Below are 24,152 nucleotides of genomic sequence, written 5' to 3' on the forward strand. Positions count from 1 at the left end.
GGACCCCGTCATTCCCTGCGCCCTGCCCTGACATAGTGCAGCAGCGCCGCGGGAAAATGGGGGCCTTGCTGCCCGAGCACAAGGGACACTGTCCGTCCGAGGTATGTCACCTCCCGCAGGGGCGGCAAACGCATCCCTTCTGTCTGTCCCAGATCGACCACCACCCGAACCGCCGCCCCGTCCAACGCATCCGCGGCCAGCAACCCCAGACCCCGCGCCTCGATCATCCCGCGGATCGCGGGCGGGCAACTGGCCCAAAGCGCCCCGTCGCGCAGCGAAAGCGTCACGCGGTCATCGGCCACCAGCCGCGCGCCATGGGCCATCAGCGCCAGCGCCAGCGAGGATTTCCCCGATCCCGACGGTCCCGTGACCAGAACGCCCCGCCCCTCGACCGCCACGCAGGTCGCGTGCAGCGTCAGGACGTCCCCGCTCACACCGGCAGACCCACCACAAAGCGCGCGCCCAGCGGATCGGAATTCACGTCGGCATGCGTCGGGCGGATGTTCTCGGCCCAGATCACGCCGCCATGCGCCTCGACGATCTGCTTGGAAATCGCCAGACCCAGACCGGAATGTTCCCCGAACTGGCCCTGCGGGCGCTCGCTGTAGAACCGCTTGAACACCTTGGTCAGCGCCTGTTCCGGTATCCCCGGCCCCGTATCCTCGACCACGATCAGCACGCGGTTCTCGCGCCGCCGCGCCCAGACGCGCACTGCGTCGCCATCCTCGCAAAAGCTGATCGCATTGGTGATCAGGTTGACAAAGACCTGCGCCAGCCGCGCCTCCAGCCCGCGGATCAGCACCGGATCGGCGGGGAAGTCGGTGATGAACTCCACCCCCTTCTCGCGCGCCTGCTGGCCCAGATACTCGGTCAGGTTGGCCAGCGTGCGGATGAGGTTGAACTCCTCCTCCTCCTCGCGCACCAGCTCGCTGTCCAGCCGCGATGCGTTCGAGATGTCGCTGACCAGCCGGTCCAGCCGCCGCACGTCATGCTCGATGACCTCCAGCAGCTTCTCCTTCTGGTCCTCGCGCTTGGCCAGCCGCATCGTGCCGACGGCCGAGCGCAGGCTTGCCAGCGGGTTCTTGATCTCGTGCGCCACATCCGCCGCGAACTGCTCGTTCGCGTCGATCCGGTCATAAAGCGCCGCCACCATGCCCCGCATGGCGACCGACAGCCGCCCGATCTCGTCCGGCCGCGCCGCCAGATCCGGAATCCGCACCCGCCCCGGCGCCATCTTGCGCGCGTCGCGGTCACGGCCAAGCTCTGCCGCCGCCGCAAGGTCCGACAGCGGATTGGCGATGGTCGAGGCAAGGACAAGGCTCAGACCAAATGAAATCATCAGCGACACGATGAAGACCATCAGCACCTGCTCGCGCTCGCCCCGCGCCAGCGCGTCGATCCCCGCCTGATCGCCCAGCACCGCGACCACGCCCACGACCGTGCCATTCACCGTCACCGGCTCGGCCACCGCGAAAAGAAGTCCGCCATCGGGACCGCGCCCGCTGATCTGCACGCCCTCGCCCTTGGTCGCGGCCGGCAGCAGCGTCTTGACAAGGATGAAGCGGTCCGCGTCGCCGTCGCCCGCCCCGCCCAGAAACAGCCCCGCCACCCCGTTCCACAGCGCCGACAGCGTATCGACGATGGGCGTCGCGCGCGGTGCCGCACCCTCGGCCAGCGGCGCGCCGGTCTTTTCCGCCAGCACCTCGCCCGTGGGCGATATGGCATAGGCCGTCACCCCCGTCCCGACCGGTGCCGTCTCCAGCAGTCGCGCCATCCGCGCCGCATCCAGCGCCGCGCCATCCTCGACCGCCACCGCCTCGAACATGTCGGCGACCAGCTGCGTCTGCACCACCAGCGCCTCGTTCCGCATCGTCAGCAGACTGTCGCGGAACGGGTTCAGGAACAGCACACCCCCCGCCAGCACCAGCAGTGCCAGCAGGTTGAACATCATGATCTTCCGCGCCAGCGGCGACCGGTTGAGCGAGACGAACCCCCGCCGGTCACGGCTCGCCCGCAGGGCCGGATCGACCAGCCCCTCGGCCGAGGTCCAGTCCTCCCCAAGGACGACATCGCCCGGACGTGCCGGACGAGCTTCCTTCCCGATGCGCGGTGCTGCGGTCATTTACTCTTCGTTGTAGCGATAGCCGATTCCGTACAACGTCTCGATGGCCGAAAAGTTTTCGTCCACCGCACGCATTTTCTTCCGCAGCCGCTTGATGTGGCTGTCGATCGTCCGGTCATCCACATAGACCTGATCGTCATAGGCCACATCCATCAGCTGGTCGCGGCTCTTCACGAAACCGGGCCGCTGGGCCAGTGCCTGCAACAGCATGAATTCCGTCACGGTCAGCGCCACATCCATGCCCTTCCACGTCACCGAATGGCGCAGCGGGTCCATGCGCAGGTTGCCCCGCTCCATGATCTTGGTCTCTTCGGTCGTGGCGACCTCGCCACTCGCGATGGCATCCTGACGGCGCAGCAGCGCGCGGATGCGCTCCACCAGCAGGCGCTGGCTAAAGGGCTTCTTGACATAATCGTCCGCGCCCATCCGCAGGCCCAGAACCTCGTCGATCTCGTCGTCCTTGGACGTCAGGAAGATCACCGGCATCGTCGTCTTCTGCCGCAGCCGCTGCAGCAGGTCCATGCCATCCATCCGCGGCATCTTGATGTCCAGCACCGCCATGTCCGGCAGACGGCGGTTAAAGGCATCCAGGGCGGACTGCCCGTCATTATATGTCTCGACTTCGAACCCTTCGGCTTCCAGCGTCATCGCAACGGAAGTCAGGATGTTCCTGTCGTCATCGACAAGCGCGATCCTCGCCATAATGGTTATCCTTTACTGCCCGTAGGTTTGTATTTTTCCAACATAGTCATTTTTCCGCCGACGGGAATCAACCGATAAGTGCGAATCGCGTCAAATGCGCGGCGGAACCGTCGCGGAAAACCCACAGGGCGGGCGGAATTGCACCAGCCTCTCCGCTCTGCATCAATTGATTGCGCTAAACCTCGGGTGGTTGCGCTAACTGTGCCATTGCGTCCTGTTCCATTGCGGCAAGTGCATGTTATAGCCCGATTATGGCACCCCCCCTTGGCCCGGGGGCTGACATCCGATCCCCCGGCAAATACCCCTGCCCGGATCGGTGTTTTCGGGAACTGACATGGCCGGTGCGACCCCGGCCGCAGGAGCTTGCAGGATGACGAACGGACGCGTGAACCCCGCGCAGGAACTGGCACATCAAGGCATCACCGGTCTGGGGAACGTCTATTACAACTACCTCGAGCCCGCCCTCGTGGAAGAGGCCGTCAAGCGCGGCGAAGGCCGTCTGGGCAAGGGCGGCGCCTTCCTGTGCTCCACCGGACAATTCACGGGCCGTTCGCCCAAGGACAAATTCGTCGTCCGCACGCCTTCGGTGGAAAACACCATCTGGTGGGAAAACAACGCCCCCATGGCGCCCGACGCCTTCGACCGGCTCCATGCCGACATGCTGGAACACATGAAGGGCCGCGACTATTTCGTGCAGGACCTCTATGCCGGCGCCGACCCCGTCCACCGTCTGGATGTGCGGGTCGTCACCGAACTGGCATGGCACGGCCTCTTCATCCGCCACCTGCTGCGCCGCCCCGACCGGGCAGAGCTGGACCAGTTCGTCCCCGAATGGACCATCATCAACTGCCCCAGCTTCAAGGCCGACCCCGCGCGCCACGGCTGCCGCACGGAAACGGTGATCACGCTCAACTTCGAGCGTAAGCTGATCCTGATCGCCAACACCGCCTATGCGGGCGAGAACAAGAAGTCGGTGTTCACGCTCCTGAACTACCTGCTGCCGGAAAAGGGCGTCATGCCCATGCACTGCTCGGCCAACCATGCCGTCGGCAACCCCGTCGACACGGCCGTCTTCTTCGGCCTGTCCGGCACCGGCAAGACCACGCTGTCCGCCGCCCCCGACCGCACGCTGATCGGCGATGACGAACATGGCTGGTCCGACCGCGGCTCCTTCAACTTCGAAGGCGGCTGCTACGCCAAGACCATCAACCTCAACGCCGAGGCGGAACCCGAAATCTACGCCACCACGCACAAATTCGCGACCGTGGTGGAAAACATGGTCTACGACCCCGAAACGCTGGACCTCGATTTCGACGATGACAGCCTGACCGCCAACACCCGCTGCGCCTATCCGCTGGACTACATCTCCAACGCATCGGCCACCGGCCTTGGCGGGCACCCCAAGAACGTCATCATGCTGACCTGCGATGCCTTCGGCGTCCTGCCCCCCATCGCGCGGCTGACCCCCGCACAGGCCATGTACCACTTCCTGTCGGGCTTCACCTCCAAGGTTGCGGGCACCGAACGCGGCGTGACCGAACCGCAGCCCACCTTCTCCACCTGCTTCGGCGCGCCCTTCATGCCGCGCCGGCCCGAAGTCTATGGCAAGCTCCTGCAACAGAAGATTGCCAAGCACGGCGCCACCTGCTGGCTCGTGAACACCGGCTGGACCGGCGGCGCCTATGGCACGGGCAAGCGGATGCCGATCAAGGCCACCCGCGCGCTGCTCTCTGCCGCGCTCGACGGTTCGCTCGCCTCGGTGGACTTCCGCCGCGACCCGAACTTCGGCTTCGAGGTTCCCGTGGCCGTCCCCGGCGTCGATGCCCAACTGCTCAACCCGCGCGACACCTGGGCCGACAAGGCCGCCTATGACGCGCAGGCTGCCAAACTGGTCGACATGTTCTCCAAGAACTTCGGCCAATACGTCCCCTTCATCGACGAGGACGTGAAGGCCGCCGCCATCGGCTGACGCCCGCCGCAACGCGCGCGCAAAAGAAAACCGCCGCAGCCGTCACGGCCTGCGGCGGTTTTTGCATTTCCGGCGGCTCACCAGACGACCAGCCGCCCCGTGTCATACCCGTTCCACTCGAGGATATCCCGCGCCGCGACCAGCCGGTCCTGCGGCAACGCCCCGCCACGGTTCAGGATGACACCGAAACTGCCATCCGGCGTGCCGATGACCAGCGTGCGTGTGTCCACATCGACCCACAGCACCCACCATTCGCGGTCCAGCGGCGCAGGTGCCTTGCCCGCAGGCGTCATCCGCCCCGGTCCCGTCACCGCCAGCGGCCCGCCATAGCGCAACTCCTCCCCGCCCAGACACAGCCGCGCCGCGACCGACAGCCCCGCACCATCCCGCCGGAACTCGGCCCCGCCCGGACGGCACCCTTCGGCCCCGAACGCCGCCACCTGCGTCCAGCGCCCCTCGATCTGGGCCATGTCCATGACCGCGTTGGAATAGATCGGTCCCTTGGCCCTGAACCCCTCGATCCGCGCGGGCGCGGTGGAACAGGCCACCAGCAGCAGCGCAGGCAGGACAAGCCGGATCAGTCGATGCAAAGCGTCACCTCCGCGCCCGTGTCCATCAACACGGCGTTGCAGCCGAACATCGGCGTGATCGGGGCACAGCTGCGCGACCGCGCCAGACATTCCCCCTCGCAATCATCCTTGGAGTCACAGGATTTGCCCGAATCCCGCGTGGGCCGGACACAGGCCATCGCCCCCGATCCCGTGCCGCTCCAGATACCCTTGGTCTTTTCACAGGCGATCTGCGCCTGCGATTTCGGCGCGGGCGCGGGAGGCGCGGCCTCCGCCTCTGCCACCGGCACCACGTCCACGGCGGCCCCAGCCGCCACAGGCCGCGCCCGCGGCCTCGGCCCATCGCCCGCCGCGGGCACAGCCACCGCCCCGACCGCAGCCGCCCCTGCCGCCGCAGCCACCACCGGCGGCGCGTCCAGCGTCGTGGTCGTCACCGTCCCGCCCATCACCGGCCCATCCGCCAGCGGCACCGCCGCGCCATCCGCATCCGCGCCCGCCCCGCGCCCGGGCAGCGACAACTGGCAGGCCGCCAGCGGCAGGATCAGGCAAAGCAATACAAGACAACGACGCATGGCACAGGGTCCGACCTAGAGGCTGACATCGCCCCACATGGCCCGATCCCCGACCGTAGCGCAACCCCGACACCGTCCCCCGCCCGATCACGTTTCGCGCGCCCCCTTCCGCCCCGCCCGAAGGCGGGCTAGCCTCGCGCCATGCCGCTCCGCTTCACCCTGCGCCAACTGGAATACCTCGTCGCCGTCGCGGAATGCGGCTCGGTCGCGCTGGCTGCCGAACGCTGCCATGTCTCCTCGCCCTCCATCTCGGCCGCCATCGCCCAGCTGGAACAGGAATTCGGCCTGCAACTCTTCATCCGCCGCCACGCGCAGGGCCTCTCGCTCACCGAAGGCGGCCGCCAGTTCACCGATGCCGCCCGCGCCGTCCTCGCCGCAGGCGCGGGCCTGAACGACCGCGCCGCCGAACTGACAGGACAGGTGCGCGGCCCCCTCGCCGTGGGCTGCCTGCTGACCTTCGCGCAAGTCGTCCTGCCCCATCTGCGCCGCAGCTTCGCCGCCGCCCATCCCGCCGTCGACTTCCGCCAGTCCGAACACGACCACGCCGGCCTGATCGAGGCGCTGCGCCACGCCACGATCGACGTCGCCCTCTCCTACGACCTCCAGATTCCCTCGGACCTCGATTTCCTGCCCCTCCTCCCCCTCGCCCCCTATGCCCTCCTGCCCGAGGACCACCCGCTGGCCGGTCGCGCCACCGTCACGGCGGCGGACCTTGCGGCCCATGACATGGTCCTGCTCGACCTGCCCTATTCCGCCGACTATTTCCTCTCCTTCTTCACCGCCGAAGGGCTGCGCCCCCGCATCGCGGAACGCACCCGCGACATGGGCGTGATGCGCGCCATGGTCGCCAACGGCTTCGGCTATTCCATAGCCAACATCCGCCTCGGCTCGGACCGCGCCCCCGACGGGCGGCGTCTGGTCTTTGTCCCGCTGGAAACCGCCCAGCGCCCCATGCGGATGGGGCTGATCCTGCCCGCAGGCGCCCCGCGCCGCCGCGCCGTCGCGGCCTTTGCCGACCATTGCCTGTCCACCGTGACCGACGCCATGCTTCCCGGCCTCGTCTCGCCGGACGGTTGACGCATCGCCCGCGCCACATAGATCGCGCCCCATGACACGCTCAGCCCTCATCGTGGCCCATGGCCAGCCCTCGGACCCCGCCCCCGCCGCGGCGGAGATCGCCTTCCTCGCCGCCAAGGTGCAATCGCTCATGCCCGACTGGCACGTCCGCGCGGCCACGCTGGCCGACCCCGCGGCGCTGCCCGCCGCCACCGCAGGCAGGGCGCAGGGGCTGGTCTATCCGCTCTTCATGGCGGGCGGCTGGTTCACCCGCACCCACCTGCCCGAGCGTCTGGCCACCGCAGGCGCCACCGGTTGGCGCGTTCTCGACCCCTTCGGGATCGACCCCGCCGTGCAATCCCTCGCCGTCACCGTGGCGCGCGACGCCGCCGCCCGCCTGCACCGCAGCCCGCAGGACACCACCGTCCTCCTCGCCGCCCACGGCTCCTTCCGCAGCCCCGCCCCCGCCGCCGTCGCGGCCGATGTCGCCCACCTCCTGCGCGCCGCCGGTTTCGCCCGCGTCGAACCGGCCTTCATCGACCAGTCCCCCCGCATCGCCGAAGTGGCCGCGACCCTACCCGCAGGCAGCCTCGTGCTCCCCTTCTTCGCCGCCCGCGGCGGCCATGTCACCGACGACCTCCCCGCCGCGCTGGCAGAGGCGGGCTTCGACGGCCACCTCCTGCCGCCCCTCGGGCTCGACCCGCGCGTTCCCGGCCTGATCCGCGCCGCCCTGCGTGCCGCCGCCCTCAGGCCGCCTTCATAGCGGCCGAGGCGACGACCAGCGCCTCGCGCGTCGCCTGCCAGACGCCGGGCACCTGCACCAGCCCCCGCGCCGCCCCCGCCGTATCGCCGGTCTTCAGCGCGGCCTCCACCGACACCAGCACCTCGCGCAGTCGCCGCGTGCCAAAGGTCCCCGCACTGCCCGCCATGCGATGGCAGATCCGCAGGATCTCTTCCCCCTCCGCTTCCGGTGCCAGCCTGCCCAGCGCCTCGACGCTCCGGTCGCCCTCGTCGATCAGGCGGCGGATCAGGCTTGCCGCCGTCACCGGCCCGACATGCCGCGTCAGATCACCCAGCCCCGCCGCATCCAGCACCGGTGCCGCTACGGCCTCTTCCTCCACCGCCTCGCCCGCGCCCCCGACGGCCCGTTCCACCGCCTCGAGCAGCGCCGCCTGCGCGATGGGCTTGGTCAGCGCCATATCCATCCCTGCCGCGCGGAAGGCCACCCGCTCCTGCGGCAGGGCATGGGCCGTCAGCGCAAGGATACGCGACCGCGCCGACGGACCGCCCCCCGACCGGATCGCCCGTGTCGCGGCAAGCCCGTCCATGCGCGGCATGGAAATATCCATCAGGATGACGTCGAAACCGCGCTCCGCGGCACGCTCCACCGCCTCCTGCCCGTCCGCCGCCTCGGTCACCCGATGCCCGCCCGCCTCGAGGAACCGCCGCAGGATCAGCCGGTTGATCTGGTGATCCTCCACCAGCAGGACCTCCAGCGCCACGCCTGCCCGCTCGGCCCCCTCCTCCGCGACGGCCACAGGCAGCGGATCGGCCACCGCCTCCCCCTCTGCCACCGGCGGCAGGGGCAGGCGCAGCCAGAACAGGCTCCCCTCTCCCGCCTCGCTCTCGGCCCCGATTTCACCGCCCATCGCCCGCGCCAGCCGCCGCGCGATCCCGAGGCCAAGCCCCGTCCCCCCCGCGCGCCGCCCGTAACTTGCATCCAGCGTCACGAAATCCTCGAAGATCCGCTCCAGATCCGCCTCCGCGATCCCGATCCCCGTATCGATCACCCGCAACTCCACCTGCCCGACGGCACCGCCCCTGCCTGCCAGCCGCTCCGTCTCGACCGTGATCTCGCCGCCGCGCGTGAATTTCACCGCATTGCCCACAAGGTTCAGCAGCACCTGCCGCACCCGCCCGGGATCGCCCCTCACCCGCCCCAGATCGCCCGACAGCCGCTCCACCCGCAGCCGGTTTCCCGCCGCCAGCGCCAGCCCCGCCTGATTGGCCACCGTCTCGTCCACCAGCCGGTCAAGGTCGAACTCCACCGCCTCCACCGCCAGCCCGCCCGCCTCGGCCCGCGACAGGTCCAGCACCGAATTGACATGCTCCAGCAGGATGCCGCCCGCCCCCTCCATCACCCCCATCAACTCGGCCTGCGCGGGCGTCAGCCCGCCCTTCCGCATCAATTCCATGGACCCCAGCAGCCCCGCCAGCGGCGTCCGCATCTCGTGGCTCATCACGGCCAAAAACTCGGCCTTTGCCTTTTCGCCCGCCAGCGCGCGGTCCAGCGCCCGCGTCAGGTCGCGCTCCGCCGCGCGCCGGTCCGAGATGTCGCGCACAAAGGCCACGACCAGCGCATCCCCGCCTTGCTCCATGTCGGATGGCCGCGCGATGGACACTTCCGCCGGAAAGACCGTCCCGTCCGCCCGCCGCGCATCGACCTCGATCCGCAACGGATCGGGCGAGATGCCGCGATTGCGGAGCGCCGTCACCATCCCCGTCTGCTGCGGCCCGTCCGCCGCCTCGGCAAACAACAGCTTCAGGGCGTTGCGCCCCATCGCGGCCTCGGCACTCAGCCCGAAGATCGCCTCCGCCGCCGGATTGAAGGCACGGATGGACCCCTCGGCATCCGTCACAACGATCGCATCCGCAGAGGTCGTCACGATCGTGGACAGCCGCTCGCCCGTCTCGCGCAGCGCGCCCGCCTGCGCCTGCGACCACACGAACAGCCGCGCCAGAACCACCGCCGCCCCGCCCAGCAGCGCTACCAGCAGCGCGACCAGCACCGCCAGCCGGATGAGCGTGGCCGAAATCGACTCGCGGTTCATATCCGACTGCGCCGCGAAATCCGACAGCGCGTTCAGCGTCATCTCCCGCGCCGCCGCCCGTATCGCGGGCAACTCCGCCCCCACCCGATCCAGCGCCTCCGCCAGCACCGGATCGGACGCATCGATCAGACCGACCCTCGAATCAAGATACCCGCGGATCAGCCGGTGATCGGCCATGTAATCCTCCGACGCCAGCAGCGGCGCATAGATCACGCTCTGCTCCAGCATCGAAATCCGGCTGTACAGGACGTTGAACCACCGCCGCACCTCGTCCAGCCGTTCGGAATCGGGGCTTGCCGACGCCGCAGCAAGGGCCTGCTGCAACCGCAGGACCTCGACCTCGGCCTGCATCATCACCCATTGCGTATTGTCCGAATTCGCCCGCTCCAGCGCCGCCAGCCGCAGCCGCACCTCCAGCGCCAGAAACACGATGGCCCCCAGCAACAGCACCGCCAGCAGCGCCGCAGGCAGCAGCCGCCACCTCCCCGCCTGCCGCCAGATCGCCGCAAGACCCGCAGCCTTCGCCATCCCGTCCGCCCATCCTGCCCGACACGGTGCCAAAGCTATTCCACATGGGGCTTGCGTTCCATGCCGATCTGCGGACGAATAAACAACAATGAACCCGCGACACGAGGCGGGCGTACGATGGAAATGTTTGATGCGAATTCTTTTGGCCGACGACCACGATCTGGTGCGCGAGACACTGGCCGCATTCCTTCTTGCCGAAGGCTTCGACGAAGTCCGCACCGTGGCCACCCTGCAGGCCGCCATCGATGCGCTGCATGCCCACGGCCCCTTCGACCTCGTCCTTCTGGACTACACCATGCCGGGCATGAACGGCTTTGAAGGTCTGGCCCGCGCCAAATCCGTCGCAGGCTCCACCCCCGTCGCCCTCATCAGCGGCACCACCCAGCGCGAACTGGCCGAGGCCGCGCTGCAGGCCGGCGCCGCGGGCTTCGTGCCCAAGACGCTCGCCAGCCGCGCCATGATCGCCGCCGTCAACCTCATGGCCGCAGGCGACGTCTTCGCCCCCATCTCCCTCCTCATGCAAGAGACCGAGATCGCCGAGGCGCTGCAAACCCTCACCCGCCGCGAGACGGACGTGCTGCGCGGCATCTGCGAGGGCAAGTCGAACAAGGAAATCGCCCGCGACCTCGACCTGCAGGAAGTGACGGTGAAACTCCACGTCAAGACGCTCTCGCGCAAGCTGGGCGCCAAGAACCGCACCCATGCGGCGATGATCGCCCGCGACGCGGGCCTCAGCTAGACCCGCCCCGCCCAAGCCTCTGGCCCTTGCCCCAAGGCCGCGCTAAACAGCGCGCGCATCGGCACGAAAAGGGCGCGACCATGGCACGGATTCTCATCACCTCGGCCATCCCCTACATCAACGGCATCAAGCATCTGGGCAACCTCGTCGGCTCCCAACTGCCCGCCGACCTCTTCGCCCGCTACATGCGCGCCCGCGGGCACGAGGTGATGTTCATCTGCGCCACCGACGAACACGGCACCCCCGCCGAACTCGCCGCCGCCAAGGCGGGCAAACCGGTCGAGGCCTACTGCGCCGAGATGCACGAGGTGCAAAAAGACCTCGCCGCAGGCTTCCGCCTGTCCTTCGACCATTTCGGCCGCTCCTCCTCGGCCCGCAACCACCGCCTGACCCAGCATTTCGCGGGGCGTCTGGCCGAAAACGGCCTGATCGCCGAAGTGTCGGAAAAACAGGTCTTTTCCATCGACGACAACCGCTTCCTGCCCGACCGCTACATCACCGGCACCTGCCCCAATTGCGGCAACACCTCGGCCCGTGGCGACCAGTGCGAGGAATGCACCAAACAGCTCGAGCCCACCGACCTGATCAACCCGCGCTCCTCCATCTCGGGCTCCACCAATCTGGAAGTGCGCGAAACCAAACACCTCTACCTGAAACAGCGCGCGCTGCGCGACAAGCTCGAGGCATGGATCGACTCGAAAACCGACTGGCCGATCCTGACCACCTCCATCGCCAAGAAGTGGCTCAATGACGGCGACGGGCTGCAAGACCGCGGCATCACCCGCGACCTCTACTGGGGCATCCCCGTGAAAAAGGGCGACCAGCCCTGGCCGGGGATGGAGGGCAAGGTCTTCTACGTCTGGTTCGACGCCCCCATCGAATATATCGCAGGCACCGCCGAATGGGCCGATGCCAACGGTCTGGACGATGCCGCATGGGAACGCTGGTGGCGCACCGACAAGGGCGCTGACGACGTCACCTATTACCAGTTCATGGGCAAGGACAACGTCCCCTTCCACACCCTCAGCTTCCCCGCCACCATCCTCGGCTCGGGCGAACCGTGGAAGCTTGTCGACTATCTCAAATCCTTCAACTACCTGAACTACGACGGCGGCCAGTTCTCCACCTCGCAGGGCCGCGGGGTGTTCATGGATCAGGCGCTCTCGATCCTGCCCGCCGACTACTGGCGCTGGTGGCTGCTCTCGCACGCCCCCGAAAACTCTGACAGCGAATTCACGTGGGAGAATTTCCAGGCCTCGGTGAACAAGGACCTCGCCGACGTCCTTGGCAACTTCGTCAGCCGCGTCACCAAATTCGCCAAATCCAAACTGGGCGAAACCATCCCCGCGGGCGGCGACTTCACCCCTTCCGAAACCGCCCTCATCGCCGACCTCGGCGCGCGCATCCGCGAATATGAATCCCTCATGGGCCAGATGGAGGTCCGCAAGGCCGCCGCCGAATTGCGCGCCATCTGGGTGATCGGCAACGAATACCTGCAATCCGCCGCCCCGTGGTCCGCCGTCAAGACCGACCCCGCACGGGCCGAGGCCATCGTGCGCCTCTCGCTCAACCTCATCCGCGTCTACGCGATCCTGTCGCGCCCCTTCATCCCCGACGCGGCCGCCACCATGATGTCCGCCATGGGTTCGGACGACTGGACATGGCCCGACGACGTCCACGCCGCCCTGCGCGCCCTGCCCGCAGGCCACGCCTTCACCATCCCCGAAAACCTCTTCCGCAAGATCACCGACGAGGAACGGACCGACTGGCAGACCCGCTTCGCCGGCACCCGCACCTGACGGTTTTCCGTCCCCAAATATCCTCGGGGGGAGGCGCCCTCGGGCGCCGCGGGGGGCAGACAGCCCCCCTCCCCCGTCAGAAACGGAGCGCAGCATGACCCTCTCGACCACCCTCTTCGGCAAGACCGGCCAGACCGTCACCCGCTTAGGCTTCGGCGCTTGGGCCATCGGCGGCAGCTGGGGCGACGTCTCCGAAGACGATGCCAAGGCCACGCTCCACGCCGCCCTCGACGCGGGCATGACCTTCATCGACACCGCCGATGTCTATGGCGACGGCCGCTCCGAACGCATCATCCGCGACGTCCTGCGCGACCGCGGCGGCCCCCGCCCCTTCGTCGCGACCAAGGCAGGCCGCCGCCTCTCGCCCCACATCGCCGCAGGCTACACCCCCGCCAATATCGAAGCCTTCATCGACCGCAGCCTGACCAACCTCGGGATCGACTGCCTCGACCTCGTGCAACTCCACTGCCCGCCGACCGAAGTCTACTACACCCCCGCCCTCTTCGACGGGCTGGAAGCCCTCGTCGCCAAGGGCAAGATCGCCCATTGGGGCGTCTCGGTCGAAAAGGTCGAAGAGGCGCTGAAGGCCATCGAATATGCGGGCTGCACCTCGGTCCAGATCATCTACAACATCTTCCGCCAGCGCCCCGCCACCCTCTTCTTCCGCGAGGCACAGGCGCGCGGCGTCGCCACCATCATCCGCGTCCCCCTCGCCTCGGGCATGCTGACGGGCAAGATGACCGCCACCTCCACTTTCGCCGCCGACGACCACCGCGCCTTCAACCGGAACGGCGAGGCGTTCGACATGGGCGAAACCTTCTCCGGCGTGCCCTATGACGTGGCCCTGCAAGCGGTCGAGGAATTGCGCCCCCTCGTCCCGCAGGGCGCGACCATGGCCCAGTTCGCCCTGCGCTGGATCCTCATGCAGGACGCCGCCACCGTCGTGATCCCGGGCGCGCGCACCGCGGCGCAGAGCACCGCCAACGCGGGGGCCGACGCGCTCGCCCCGCTGCCCCCCGCCACGATGGACGCCTGCCGCGACATCTACACCCGCCTCATCGCCCCCCACGTCCACCACCGCTGGTGACAGGCGCGTCCCTCCCCCGCGCGGGGGCGCGCGGGACTTCGGGCGGCCATCGGTCCCCCGCGCGCCCCCGCCCCCCCGTTGCGCCAAACCGCCGATACCGTGCGCGGCGTGCTGACACCTTGCGGTACAGCCCTCTGCACAGCGGACGGTACACCCGTTTCCCCTCGCCCCCCGCCCCGCCGCATGGCATCATGCAACCGCCTGAACCGCGGGGTCCCCATGCCGCTCCTTCTCCTGATCGTGACCATCGGCGCCGCCGCGGGCTTCCTCGCCACCCGCTTCATGCGGGTCCGCACGGATGTCCCCACCACCATTGCCCTCGGCATCGGCGGCGCGCTGTTGGGCTGGCTCGCCCTGCGCTTCCTCGCTATCTTCCCCGGCTGGGCGGCCCTTGCCGTCGGGGCAATCCTTGGTGCCATGGGCATCATCTGGCTTTGGCAGACCTATACAGGCCGCCGCTAAGCCACTAAGAAATCAAAGGAAGTTTCAGTCGCGCTTGCGCGTCTCGGCCCGCGGCGCCCGCGCGCGATAGACCGGCAACCGCCAGCCCAGCGCCAGCGACCCCGCCCGCAGCACCATCACGACACCGGCGCAAAAGGCCAGCGCGACCCCCGCCGGCATCCCCAGCGCCACCAGCACCACCGCCACCAGCGCCCCCAGAAAGGCGCAGGTCACGTAAAGCTCGCCCTGCTTCAACACCAGCGGCACCTCGTTGCACACGACATCCCGCATCAACCCGCCCATACAGCCCGTGACCATCCCCATCACCAGAACCACAGGCCAGCCCAACCCTTCCGCAAAAGCCACCCCCACCCCCGCCGGAACGGCCACGGCCAAGGCAAAAGCATCCAGCCATTCCAATGCCTTATACCGGCTCTCCAGCCGGTGCGCGCCAAAGAACACCACCACCGCCGCCACCGCCGCAACCAGCAAAAGCAGCGGCTGCCCGATCCAGACCGGCTCGCGCCCCAGCATCACATCCCGCAGCGTCCCCCCGCCCAACGCGGTCAGCGCCGCCACGAAGATGAACCCCACCACATCCAGTTGCGCCCGGCTCGCCACCAGCGCACCGGTCAGCGCAAAGACCGCGACCGAGGCAAGGTCCAGAAAGGGCACCAACCCGATCACGCCTTCACCTTGCCCGTATTGCCCTTGAACGGCGCCATCCCCGCCCGCGCCAGCGCATCCGCCCGCTCGTTCTCCTCATGCCCCGCATGGCCCTTGATCCAGCGCCACTGCACCTTGTGCCGCGCCTGCGCCAGGTCAAGCCTTTGCCAAAGCTCGACATTCTTCACCGGATCGCGCCCCGCCGTGCGCCATCCGTTGCGCTTCCAGCCGTGGATCCACTCCGTCACGCCGTTTTTCACATAGGCGCTGTCCGTCACCACCGTGATCTCCGACGGCTTGGCCAGCGTCTCCAGCGCCGAGATCGCCGCCAGCAATTCCATCCGATTGTTCGTGGTCAGCGCCTCGCCCCCCGACAGCTCGCGCTCCTTCACCACGTCGCCCCCCTCGCGCGCGATCAGCAGCACGCCCCAGCCCCCGGGTCCGGGATTGCCCGAACAGGCCCCATCGGTATAGGCGAAAAGCTCTGGCATGGACGGCTCCCTTTCCTCCCCCTGTAGGAACATCCCCCCTGCGCGACAAGCCCCTTCATCTCGGCCCGAATACCCTGCAGGGTGAGGCGCGCAGCGCCGAGGGGGCGCACAGCCCCCTGATTTTTCGCAGAAAAATCGTCACTCCAGCAGGATCGGCACCGCCAGACAGGTCAGCACCACCGCGCTCAGCAAGACCCGCAACCGCATCCACCACGCGGGCGCCAACCCCTGCTGCGCAAAGAACCAGTCCAGCATCAAAAGCCCCGCGAAGCCCGCCCACAGATTCACCGCCGCGTTGGCCGGATCGCCATTAACCATGATGAAGCCCCACAGCGCAGGCACCACCGACAGCGCATAGCCCAGCGCCGCCTTCGCCCCCTTCGCCTTCGTGGCAAAGCCCCACAGCACGCCGGACATGAAGGACAGGATCACCACCCCGTAGGTCAGGCTGACATAGGTCCCGCGGAACATCGGCGGCAGCCATGCGCCCACCCATCCACCGCTTGCAGGCCAGACCACATTCGCCGCCCCCCAGAGGAACGGGATCAGCCCCGCAAGGCCGAGGGTCAGCGCGGAAACCGGAATTCCCTTCACGTCACGCAGGCTCCCGCAGGATGCGCGGCACCTTGAACTCCACGTTCTCCACCGCCGTCTCGACCATCTCGACCACCGTCTCGAACCGCGCGCGGAAGGCGTCGATCACCTCGTTCACTAGAACCTCCGGCGCACTCGCCCCTGCCGTGATTCCCACGCTGCGAATCCCTTCCAGCGCGCGCCAGTCGATATCCGTGGCCCGCTGGATCAGCTGCGCGTAAGGACAACCCGCATTCGCCCCCACCTCCACCAGCCGCTTGGAATTCGACGAATTCGGCGCCCCGATCACCAGCAGCGCGTCGATCTTCCCCGCCATGGCCTTGACCGCCATCTGCCGGTTGGTCGTCGCATAGCAGATGTCGTCATGCGCGGGCGCCGCGATCGCCGGAAACCGCGCCTTCAGCGCCGCCGCGATATCGGCGGTATCGTCAACCGACAGCGTCGTCTGCGTGATGAAGGCAAGCTTGGACGGATCACGCACAACCAGCCCCGCCACGTCCTCCACCGTCTCGACCAGCAGCACCTCGCCCTCCGGCAACTGGCCCATGGTCCCCACCGTCTCGGGGTGGCCCGCATGGCCGATCATCACCATCTGAAGGCCGTTCTCGTAATGCCGCGCCGCCTCGTTATGCACCTTGGTGACAAGGGGGCAGGTCGCATCCACCGCGATCATCTCGCGCTTTGCCGCCTCGGCCGGCACGGCCTTGGGCACGCCATGGGCGGAGAATACCACCGGCCGGTCCAGCGGGCAGTCGTCCAGCTCCTCGACAAACACCGCCCCCTTGGCGCGCAGCCCGTCCACGACGAATTTGTTATGGACGATCTCGTGCCGCACAAAGACCGGCGCGCCCCATTTCTCCAACGCCATCTCGACGATCTTGATCGCGCGGTCCACGCCCGCGCAGAACCCGCGCGGCGCGGCGAGATACAGGGTCAGGGGCGGCAGGCTCATCACGCATCCTTTCGGGCAGTCGCGCCAGAAATAGGCCGAAACCGGCGGGCGGTCCACCCGATCCTCACCCGATCACGCCCAGAACCACCAGCGCCAACACCAGATAGCGCCCCGTCTTGGCCAGCGCGACCAGCAGCAGGAACAGCCAGAAGGGCGTTCGCAACGTCCCCGCCACCACAGTCAGCACATCGCCCAGCGGCATCCACGACAAGAGCAGCGACCACACCCCCCAGCGGCCGAACCACGCCTCGGCCCGCGCCAGCGTGGCGGGCGACGGCCGCCACCGGTCCGGCAGGGGCAAGCGCGCCAGCCCCCGCCCCAGCGCATAGTTCACGCAGGACCCCAGCACGTTGCCCACCGAAGCCACGGTCAGGATCGGCCACAGCGCCGCAGGATCGGCCGCCAGCAGCCCCGCGAAGATGATCTCGGACTGGAACGGAACGGGCGTCGCGGCCACGAAGGCGGCGACGAACAGACCGAAAAGGGCAGAACCGAACAGCATGTCCCCCAGATGAGGCCCCGCACGACCAAGCGCAAGCCACAGCGGTCAGCCCAGACGGTTTTCCCAATCCTGCGCGAACCGCGCCATTTCGGTATCCGACGCAAAGGCCCTGCGCGGCACGATGACCACCTCGCCCCCCGTCGACAGGAAGACATGCCCCCCCGTCGCCATCACCACCCGCAGCGCCCGCGCGCCCAACGCCACGGGTTTCGCCTGCCCCGCCCGCCATTCCGCCAGCCGGTCGCCCGTCACCTCGAGCCGCACCTGCACGGCGCCGGCCAACCGCGTCCGCGCCCGCTTCGTCAGATCATGCCGCAACAGGACCCGGACCAGCGCCGCAGGCGCGGCCAGAACGACAAAGGCCATGGGCAGCGAATGCAGTATATGCAGGTCAAGCAGCAGATGCGACGCCGTGTTCAGCAGATACATCCCCGACAGACCCGCCGCGGCATAGGCCGCACGGTTGCGCCTGCGATAGCGCGGATCGCGCCGCTCCCATGACAGCGCATCGGCAGGCTCCAGCACATAATCCAGTACAAGGTCAGGGGCCCTGCCCTCCGGCACCGGCGACGGATCCCCACCCGTCACCGCGCCAGCCGGTTCCGGGGTCGTCACTTGACGTCGACCACAGCCTCTTCCCGCTCCATCGGGCGGGTTTCGCGGGGCGGGCGACCGATCACCTCGCGCAGCTCGTCCAGCTCGATGAAATTGTCGGCCTGACGGCGCAGTTCATCGGCGATCATCGGCGGCTGGCTGCGGATCGTCGACACGACCGACACCCGCACGCCCTGCCGCTGCAGGCTTTCCACCAGCGGGCGGAAATCGCCATCGCCCGAGAACAGCACGATATGGTCGACGCGCGGAGCCAGTTCCATGGCATCGACCGTCAGCTCGATATCCATGTTTCCCTTCACCTTCCGCCGTCCCTGGCTGTCGGTGTATTCCTTCGCGGGCTTCGTCACCATGGTGAAGCCGTTGTAATGCAACCAGTCCACCAGCGGGCGGATGGGCGAGTAATCGTCATTCTCCAGCAGCGCGGTATAGTAGAAGGCCCTCAGCAGCTTGCCACGCCGCATGAATTCCTGACGCAGCAGCTTGTAGTCGATGTCGAAGCCCAGAGCCTTGGCCGCTGCGTAAAGGTTCGATCCGTCAATGAACAGCGCAAGCCGTTCGTCTTTGTAAAACATTATAAGTTCCCCTCGAAAAAAGTTCCCCGAACGCGTCTTGAGTGGTCTACGGCAAAGTAGGAAACACGCGGTGAACGCGCGAAAAACTATCAGTACGGCATTCAGCTATTCAAGTTCGGCTATACGAAAGGGTACCATGTTGGCAGACGTCGACTCCTGCATTCTGATCGCGCTCGGCGCAAACCTGCCGCAGGCGGGCGAACCGCCGCAGGCAACCGTGCGCCGGGCACTGGACGACCTGTCCGCCGCCGGTCTGGCCGGTTTGCGGGCAAGCCGCTTCTACGCCACACCCTGCTTTCCGGCAGGGGCGGGTCCGGACTATGTGAATGCCGCGGCAGTGGCGCCGGTTCCGGCGGGTTGGGACGCTGCCCGCCTGCTCGGCCTGCTGCACGACATCGAATCGCGCCACGGACGCACCCGCGACACGCGATGGGGGATGCGGACGCTGGATCTCGATCTGCTGGCCTGCGGGGCCGCCATCCTGCCCGACCGCGCGACATGGGACCACTGGCACGACCTGCCGCCCGCAGAGCAGTCGCGCCTTGCCCCCGACCGGCTGATCCTGCCCCATCCCCGCCTTCAGGACCGCGCCTTCGTCCTCGTACCTTTGGCCGATGTGGCCCCCGACTGGCGCCATCCCGTAACAGGCCGCAGCGTTTCGGAAATGCGCGATGCCCTGCCTGCCCGTGACATTGCCGAAGTCCGCCCGCTGCCTGCCTGATTCAACGCTTGTCAATCCCCCATGATGCGACTAGATAGGCCACTCCATGCCCCCCATCCGAACTGGAGTCGCTCATGGCCCGCGTGACGGTCGAAGATTGCGTTGACAAGGTGCCGAACCGTTTCGAACTCGTGATGCTCGCCGCCCATCGTGCGCGCGAAATCGCGGCCGGTTCGCCGATCACCGTCGACCGCGACAACGACAAGAACCCCGTCGTCGCCCTGCGCGAGATTGCCGATGAAACCCAGTCGGCAGAGGTCCTGCGCGAACGCATGATCGAATCGCACCAGACCCAGATCGAGGTCGACGAACCCGAAGAGGACCAGATGGCCCTCCTCATGTCGGGTGAAATCGACCGTCCGATGCAGGACGACATGTCCGAAGAGAAATTGCTCCGCGCGCTGATGGAAGCGCAGGGCGACAACTGACACGGGCTCCGGCCCGTCCCGTGGGGCGGTGATGATCGACGTCGAAGACCTCATCGCCCTCGTCCGGAACTACAACCCGCGCACCAATGCCGACCTGATCCGCAAGGCCTATGCCTACGGCTTCCAGATGCATGACGGCCAGTTGCGCAAGTCGGGCGAGCCCTATTTCACCCATCCCGTCGCCGTCGCCGCCATCCTGACCGAACAGCGGCTGGATGACGCCACGATCATCACGGCCCTTCTGCACGACACGATCGAGGATACGCGGTCCACCTATTCCGACATCGCCACGATGTTCGGGGAAGAGGTGGCCGAACTCGTCGACGGTGTCACCAAACTCACCAACCTCCAGCTTTCCTCGGCCCAGTCGCAGCAGGCGGAAAACTTCCGCAAGCTCTTCATGGCCATGTCGAAAGACCTGCGCGTCATCCTCGTCAAACTGGCCGACCGCCTGCACAACATGCGGACGATCAAGTCGATGAAGCCGGAAAAGCAGGCGCAAAAAGCACGCGAGACGATGGAGATCTTCGCCCCCCTCGCCGGACGCATGGGGATGCAATGGATGCGCGAGGAACTCGAAGACCTTGCCTTCCGCGTCCTCAACCCCGACGCGCGCAACTCCATCATCCGCCGCTTCATCACGCTGCAACGCGAAACCGGCGACGTGGTGCACAAGATCACCGCCGACATCCGCAACGAGCTGGAAAAGGTCCAGATAGAGGCCGACGTCTACGGCCGCGCCAAGAAACCCTATTCCATCTGGCGCAAGATGCAGGAAAAGGACCTCGCCTTTTCCCGCCTGTCCGACATCTACGGCTTCCGCGTCATCTGCGGCTCGGTCGCGGATTGCTACCGCATCCTCGGCGTGATCCACCAGCGCTGGCGCGCAGTCCCGGGCCGGTTCAAGGATTACATCAGCCAGCCGAAAACCAACGGCTACCGCTCCATCCACACCACGGTGTCCGGCCGCGACGGCAAGCGGGTCGAGGTGCAGATCAGGACGCGCGAGATGCACGAAGTGGCCGAGGCCGGCGTCGCCGCGCATTGGTCCTATCGCGAAGGCGTCCGCGCCGTGAACCCCTTTGCCGTGGATCCCGCCAACTGGATCGCGCAACTGACCGAACGCTTCGACGCCGAGGATCACGACGAATTCCTCGAACACGTGAAGATGGAGATGTATTCGGATCAGGTGTTCTGCTTCACCCCCAAGGGTGACGTGGTGCAACTGCCGCGCGGGGCCACACCGCTCGACTATGCCTATGCCATCCACACCCGCATCGGGAACTCCTGCGTCTCGGCCAAGGTGGACGGCATCCGCGTCCCCCTCTGGACCCGCCTGAAGAACGGCCAGTCGGTCGAGATCATCACCGCCGAAGGCCAGCGCCCGCAGGCATCGTGGATCGACATCGTCACGACCGGCCGCGCCAAGGCCGCCATCCGCCGCTCCCTTCGCGAGGAAGACCGCGGCCGCTTCGTCAAGCTTGGACAGGAACTCGCCCGCGCAGCCTTCGACCATGTCGGCAAGAAATCCACCGACAAGGCGCTGCGCACCGCCGCCAAGATGCTGGGCCTTGCCGACGAACTTGACCTTCTCGCCCGCCTCGGCAGCGCCGAGATCACCGCGCGCCGCGTGGTGGAAACGCTCTACCCCGAACTCGTCCGCGCGCAGGATGACGAGGTCGACGCCGCGCGCCCCGTCGTGGGCCTGTCCGACGACCAGTCCTTCCGCCGCGCCCCCTGCTGCCAGCCCGTCCCGGGCGAACGCATCGTGGGCATCACCTATCGCGGGCAGGGGGTGGTGGTCCACGCCATCGACTGCCCCGCATTGGAAGAATTCGAGGAACAGCCCGGCCGTTGGGTCGACCTGCACTGGCATTCCGGCCGCCATGCCGCCGTCCATACCGTCAGTCTGGAGATAACCATTTCGAACGATGCCGGCGTGCTCGGACGGATATGCACCTTGATCGGCGAACAGAAGGCCAATATCTCGGACCTGAGGTTCACAGACCGCAAGCCGGACTATTATCGACTCATCGTCGATGTGGACCTTCGCGATGTCGAACATCTGCACATGGTCATGACCGCGCTCGAGGCCGAGACCGATGTCGCCCAGATTTCCCGTCACCGCGACCTGACGCGCAAGCCCTGACGGGCAACGGGAGAGAGACTTGGTTTTCAAGCGGCGCAATCCTCGGACCCTGTGGGGATGGACCCGCGAGATGGTCTATCCGCAAGGCGGGTTCAAACGCGCAACCCAATACGTGCTTCACCGGATGCGCCGCCTGCCCGACAGCCCCCACCGCATCGCGCGCGGGGTCTTTGCAGGGTCGATCGTGGGCTTCCTTCCCCTGCCCGGGATGCAGTTCATCGCCGCATGGCTTGCCTCGCGGCTGATGAAGGGAAATCTGCTTGCCGCGCTTCTGGCCACCTTCAACACCAATCCCTTGACCACGCCCTTCTTTGCGGTCCTCGCCATGACGCTGGGGCACTGGATGCTGGGCATCGAAAAGCCGCTCTCGCCGGAATATATCGGCATGGCCTTTGCCAATGCGGGCGCGGACCTGTGGTACAACGTGCGCGCCCTTTTCGGGCCGGAACACACCCGCTGGGACGGGCTTCTCCAGTTCTGGCACGAAATCTACGTGCCCTATTTCCTTGGTGCGCTCGGTCCCGGCCTGCTGCTGTCGCTGCTGTTCTACTGGCTGACGATCCCGCTTGTCGTCGCCTACCAGAAGGCCCGCGACGCCAAATCCCACGAACGCCACGAACGCCGCCGCAAACTGCGCGAGACTTTGGCGGCTGCAGCGGCCAAACTGACCCATCGCAACGATCCACCGCAGGGCACGGGGGATGACGACCCCCCTTCCGCGCCCTAGCTTCCCACCGATCCGTGACCACAGGAAAGACCGGCAGATGAAACCCCTCGGACGGCTCCGCCTCGGCGTGAACATCGACCATGTCGCCACCGTACGAAACGCCCGTGGCTCCGCATGGCCCGACCCCCTCCGCGCCGCCCTGCTGGCCGAGGCTGCGGGCGCCGACGGCATCACCGCCCACCTGCGCGAAGACCGCCGCCACATCCGCGACGCCGATATCGAGGCGCTGGTCGCAGGCATCTCCATCCCGCTCAACTTCGAATGTGCCGCGACGGCGGAAATGCAGGCCATCGCGCTGCGCCACAAGCCCCACGCCGTCTGCCTCGTCCCCGAAAAGCGCGAGGAACGCACCACCGAAGGCGGGCTCGACGTGGCAGGCGACCTTTCCCGCCTGACAGACTACATCGCCCCCCTGCGCGAGGCGGGCGCCCGCGTCTCCATGTTCATCGGCCACGACCCCCGCCAGATCGAGGCCAGCGCAAGGATCGGCGCGGCGGTTGTGGAACTCCACACCGGTCACTATTCCGAACTTCTCGCCGAAGGCCGCGAAGCCGAGGCGGCAGAGGAACTCGAAGGACTGCGCCGCGGGGCGAAACTGGCCCATGCGCTGGGGCTGGAGGTCCATGCCGGCCATGGCCTGACCTATGACAACGTGGCCCCCATCGCCGCCTTCCCCGAGATCATGGAACTCAACATCGGCCATTTCCTGATCGGCGAGGCGATCTTCCGCGGACTCGACGACGCCATTTCCGAAATGCGCCGCCGCATGGACACCGCCCGCGCCGCGATCTGACGGACGGGCAATCCCGCCCCCGACCACACCCAAGGCACTGCCCGCAAAGCGGCAGTGCCGACGCTTCCCCGACGCGTAAGGAAGGTCTGGTGCACGTAATTTTGGGTATAGGATGGATGGTGCTGCAAGAGAGGATTGAACTCTCGACCTCTCCCTTACCAAGGGAGTGCTCTACCACTGAGCTACTGCAGCGCCGGGTCGGTTGCGGGTGGCCCGCGCGACGTGGCGGGTGAATAGCCGCGTTCTCGGACGGGTGCAAGTGCAAACTCGCCCCTTTTTCCGGCACAATCTGGACCCTTTGTCCGGCATCGTATAGGAGGGGGCCATGAACCCGAAACCTCAGGAACCCAAGGCTGCCAAGGCTGCGAAACCGGCGTCGGTGACGACGCGGGACGAACGGCTGAAGGCCGCGCTCAAGGCCAATATGGCCCGGCGCAAGGCGCAGGCAAAGGCGCGGTCCACGGGACGGGCGGAACAGCATGACGGGGCGGACGACACCGCCCCCAACGAGAGCGAGTGAGGCGGGC

At 67.4% G+C, this 24,152-nt stretch carries 26 protein-coding genes and 1 tRNA gene; 13 read left to right on the forward strand and 14 right to left on the reverse strand.

Features of this window, described 5'->3' with window-relative positions; translation table 11 throughout:
* Positions 1-8: 8 nt before the first annotated feature.
* Genes GU927_RS05005 through GU927_RS05015 form a run of 3 tightly spaced genes read right to left on the reverse strand, consistent with a single transcriptional unit; the run spans position 9 to position 2,824 of the window.
* Complete coding sequence (locus GU927_RS05005; protein WP_161761254.1) at positions 9-434, reverse strand: HPr kinase/phosphorylase; 426 nt, start codon at positions 432-434, stop codon at positions 9-11.
* Positions 431-2,122: a sensor N-terminal transmembrane domain-containing protein gene (locus GU927_RS05010; RefSeq protein ID WP_161761255.1), complete on the reverse strand. Its 1,692-nt coding sequence runs from the start codon at positions 2,120-2,122 to the stop codon at positions 431-433. Before GU927_RS05010 ends, GU927_RS05005 begins: the two co-directional genes overlap by 4 nt.
* A complete protein-coding gene (locus tag GU927_RS05015) occupies positions 2,123-2,824 on the reverse strand; it encodes a response regulator transcription factor (protein ID WP_161761256.1) in 702 nt (233 codons plus the stop codon).
* A 370-nt stretch (positions 2,825-3,194) separates the two neighbouring features.
* Here GU927_RS05015 and GU927_RS05020 point away from each other — a divergent pair, with 370 nt between their 5' ends.
* A complete protein-coding gene (locus GU927_RS05020) occupies positions 3,195-4,793 on the forward strand; it encodes a phosphoenolpyruvate carboxykinase (protein ID WP_161761257.1) in 1,599 nt (532 codons plus the stop codon).
* Between the two features lie 77 nt (positions 4,794-4,870).
* On the opposite strand, the gene GU927_RS20435 is transcribed toward GU927_RS05020, so the two are convergent.
* A complete protein-coding gene (locus tag GU927_RS20435; RefSeq protein WP_269770104.1) occupies positions 4,871-5,383 on the reverse strand; it encodes a lipocalin family protein in 513 nt (170 codons plus the stop codon).
* Positions 5,371-5,934 carry a hypothetical protein gene (locus GU927_RS05030; RefSeq protein ID WP_161761258.1) on the reverse strand — a complete coding sequence of 188 codons (564 nt, stop codon included), beginning with the start codon at positions 5,932-5,934 and terminating at the stop codon, positions 5,371-5,373. Before GU927_RS05030 ends, GU927_RS20435 begins: the two co-directional genes overlap by 13 nt.
* Before the next feature lie 141 nt (positions 5,935-6,075).
* Between GU927_RS05030 and GU927_RS05035 the strand changes: the two genes are divergently transcribed.
* Entirely contained in the window at positions 6,076-7,011 is a 936-nt protein-coding gene (locus GU927_RS05035) for a LysR family transcriptional regulator (RefSeq protein ID WP_161761259.1), read from the forward strand.
* A gap of 31 nt (positions 7,012-7,042) precedes the next feature.
* A complete protein-coding gene (locus tag GU927_RS05040) occupies positions 7,043-7,753 on the forward strand; it encodes a CbiX/SirB N-terminal domain-containing protein (protein ID WP_161761260.1) in 711 nt (236 codons plus the stop codon).
* Here the strand turns inward: GU927_RS05040 and GU927_RS20440 are convergent.
* Positions 7,737-10,349 carry a hybrid sensor histidine kinase/response regulator gene (locus tag GU927_RS20440; RefSeq protein WP_161761261.1) on the reverse strand — a complete coding sequence of 871 codons (2,613 nt, stop codon included), beginning with the start codon at positions 10,347-10,349 and terminating at the stop codon, positions 7,737-7,739. The two genes, GU927_RS05040 and GU927_RS20440, sit on opposite strands and share 17 nt — an antisense overlap.
* Before the next feature lie 130 nt (positions 10,350-10,479).
* Between GU927_RS20440 and GU927_RS05055 the strand changes: the two genes are divergently transcribed.
* From GU927_RS05055 to GU927_RS05070, 4 genes are all read left to right on the forward strand, one after another.
* On the forward strand, positions 10,480-11,088 hold the full coding sequence (locus GU927_RS05055; protein ID WP_161761262.1) for a response regulator transcription factor: 609 nt from the start codon (positions 10,480-10,482) through the stop codon (positions 11,086-11,088).
* A gap of 80 nt (positions 11,089-11,168) precedes the next feature.
* Positions 11,169-12,887: a methionine--tRNA ligase gene (gene metG, locus GU927_RS05060; protein ID WP_161761263.1), complete on the forward strand. Its 1,719-nt coding sequence runs from the start codon at positions 11,169-11,171 to the stop codon at positions 12,885-12,887.
* 94 nt (positions 12,888-12,981) lie between these two features.
* Positions 12,982-13,974, forward strand: coding sequence for an aldo/keto reductase (locus GU927_RS05065; RefSeq protein ID WP_161761264.1), 993 nt, complete (start codon positions 12,982-12,984; stop codon positions 13,972-13,974).
* Between the two features lie 219 nt (positions 13,975-14,193).
* Positions 14,194-14,436 carry a GlsB/YeaQ/YmgE family stress response membrane protein gene (locus GU927_RS05070; RefSeq protein ID WP_161761265.1) on the forward strand — a complete coding sequence of 81 codons (243 nt, stop codon included), beginning with the start codon at positions 14,194-14,196 and terminating at the stop codon, positions 14,434-14,436.
* A 24-nt stretch (positions 14,437-14,460) separates the two neighbouring features.
* Here GU927_RS05070 and GU927_RS05075 read toward each other — a convergent pair whose 3' ends face one another.
* The 7 genes from GU927_RS05075 to GU927_RS05105 form a co-directional block, all read right to left on the reverse strand.
* Entirely contained in the window at positions 14,461-15,099 is a 639-nt protein-coding gene (locus GU927_RS05075) for a trimeric intracellular cation channel family protein (protein ID WP_161761454.1), read from the reverse strand.
* A complete protein-coding gene (rnhA, locus tag GU927_RS05080; protein WP_161761266.1) occupies positions 15,099-15,572 on the reverse strand; it encodes a ribonuclease HI in 474 nt (157 codons plus the stop codon). Before rnhA ends, GU927_RS05075 begins: the two co-directional genes overlap by 1 nt.
* Before the next feature lie 138 nt (positions 15,573-15,710).
* On the reverse strand, positions 15,711-16,166 hold the full coding sequence (locus GU927_RS05085; protein ID WP_161761267.1) for a DUF3429 domain-containing protein: 456 nt from the start codon (positions 16,164-16,166) through the stop codon (positions 15,711-15,713).
* A gap of 1 nt (position 16,167) precedes the next feature.
* Entirely contained in the window at positions 16,168-17,118 is a 951-nt protein-coding gene (gene ispH / locus GU927_RS05090) for a 4-hydroxy-3-methylbut-2-enyl diphosphate reductase (RefSeq protein ID WP_161761268.1), read from the reverse strand.
* 64 nt (positions 17,119-17,182) lie between these two features.
* Positions 17,183-17,620, reverse strand: a complete 438-nt coding sequence (locus tag GU927_RS05095) for a YqaA family protein (protein ID WP_161761269.1) — start codon at positions 17,618-17,620, stop codon at positions 17,183-17,185.
* Positions 17,621-17,665: 45 nt separating this feature from the next.
* Positions 17,666-18,235, reverse strand: a complete 570-nt coding sequence (locus GU927_RS05100; RefSeq protein WP_217765528.1) for a hypothetical protein — start codon at positions 18,233-18,235, stop codon at positions 17,666-17,668.
* Entirely contained in the window at positions 18,232-18,807 is a 576-nt protein-coding gene (locus tag GU927_RS05105; protein ID WP_161761271.1) for a LabA-like NYN domain-containing protein, read from the reverse strand. The genes GU927_RS05100 and GU927_RS05105 overlap by 4 nt, the downstream gene beginning before the upstream one ends.
* Positions 18,808-18,943: 136 nt before the next feature.
* Between GU927_RS05105 and folK the strand changes: the two genes are divergently transcribed.
* The 5 genes from folK (at position 18,944) to GU927_RS05130 (ending at position 23,625) form a co-directional block, all read left to right on the forward strand.
* Positions 18,944-19,528: a 2-amino-4-hydroxy-6-hydroxymethyldihydropteridine diphosphokinase gene (gene folK / locus GU927_RS05110; protein ID WP_217765529.1), complete on the forward strand. Its 585-nt coding sequence runs from the start codon at positions 18,944-18,946 to the stop codon at positions 19,526-19,528.
* A gap of 74 nt (positions 19,529-19,602) precedes the next feature.
* Positions 19,603-19,956, forward strand: a complete 354-nt coding sequence (gene rpoZ / locus GU927_RS05115) for a DNA-directed RNA polymerase subunit omega (protein ID WP_161761272.1) — start codon at positions 19,603-19,605, stop codon at positions 19,954-19,956.
* Between the two features lie 31 nt (positions 19,957-19,987).
* Positions 19,988-22,105 carry a RelA/SpoT family protein gene (locus tag GU927_RS05120; protein WP_161761273.1) on the forward strand — a complete coding sequence of 706 codons (2,118 nt, stop codon included), beginning with the start codon at positions 19,988-19,990 and terminating at the stop codon, positions 22,103-22,105.
* A 70-nt stretch (positions 22,106-22,175) separates the two neighbouring features.
* A complete protein-coding gene (locus GU927_RS05125) occupies positions 22,176-22,832 on the forward strand; it encodes a DUF2062 domain-containing protein (protein WP_232489127.1) in 657 nt (218 codons plus the stop codon).
* A 37-nt stretch (positions 22,833-22,869) separates the two neighbouring features.
* Positions 22,870-23,625, forward strand: coding sequence for a pyridoxine 5'-phosphate synthase (locus GU927_RS05130; RefSeq protein WP_161761275.1), 756 nt, complete (start codon positions 22,870-22,872; stop codon positions 23,623-23,625).
* A 117-nt stretch (positions 23,626-23,742) separates the two neighbouring features.
* Here the strand turns inward: GU927_RS05130 and GU927_RS05135 are convergent.
* Positions 23,743-23,817: transfer RNA gene (locus tag GU927_RS05135), tRNA-Thr, on the reverse strand.
* Positions 23,818-23,950: 133 nt separating this feature from the next.
* Between GU927_RS05135 and GU927_RS05140 the strand changes: the two genes are divergently transcribed.
* Positions 23,951-24,145 (forward strand): hypothetical protein, encoded by a 195-nt coding sequence (locus GU927_RS05140; protein ID WP_161761276.1) that lies wholly within the window; start codon positions 23,951-23,953, stop codon positions 24,143-24,145.
* The last annotated feature ends 7 nt before the right edge of the window (positions 24,146-24,152 follow it).

Origin of the sequence: Paragemmobacter amnigenus, assembly GCF_009908265.2 — a bacterium.
In the GTDB taxonomy this organism is placed as follows: domain Bacteria; phylum Pseudomonadota; class Alphaproteobacteria; order Rhodobacterales; family Rhodobacteraceae; genus Paragemmobacter; species Paragemmobacter amnigenus.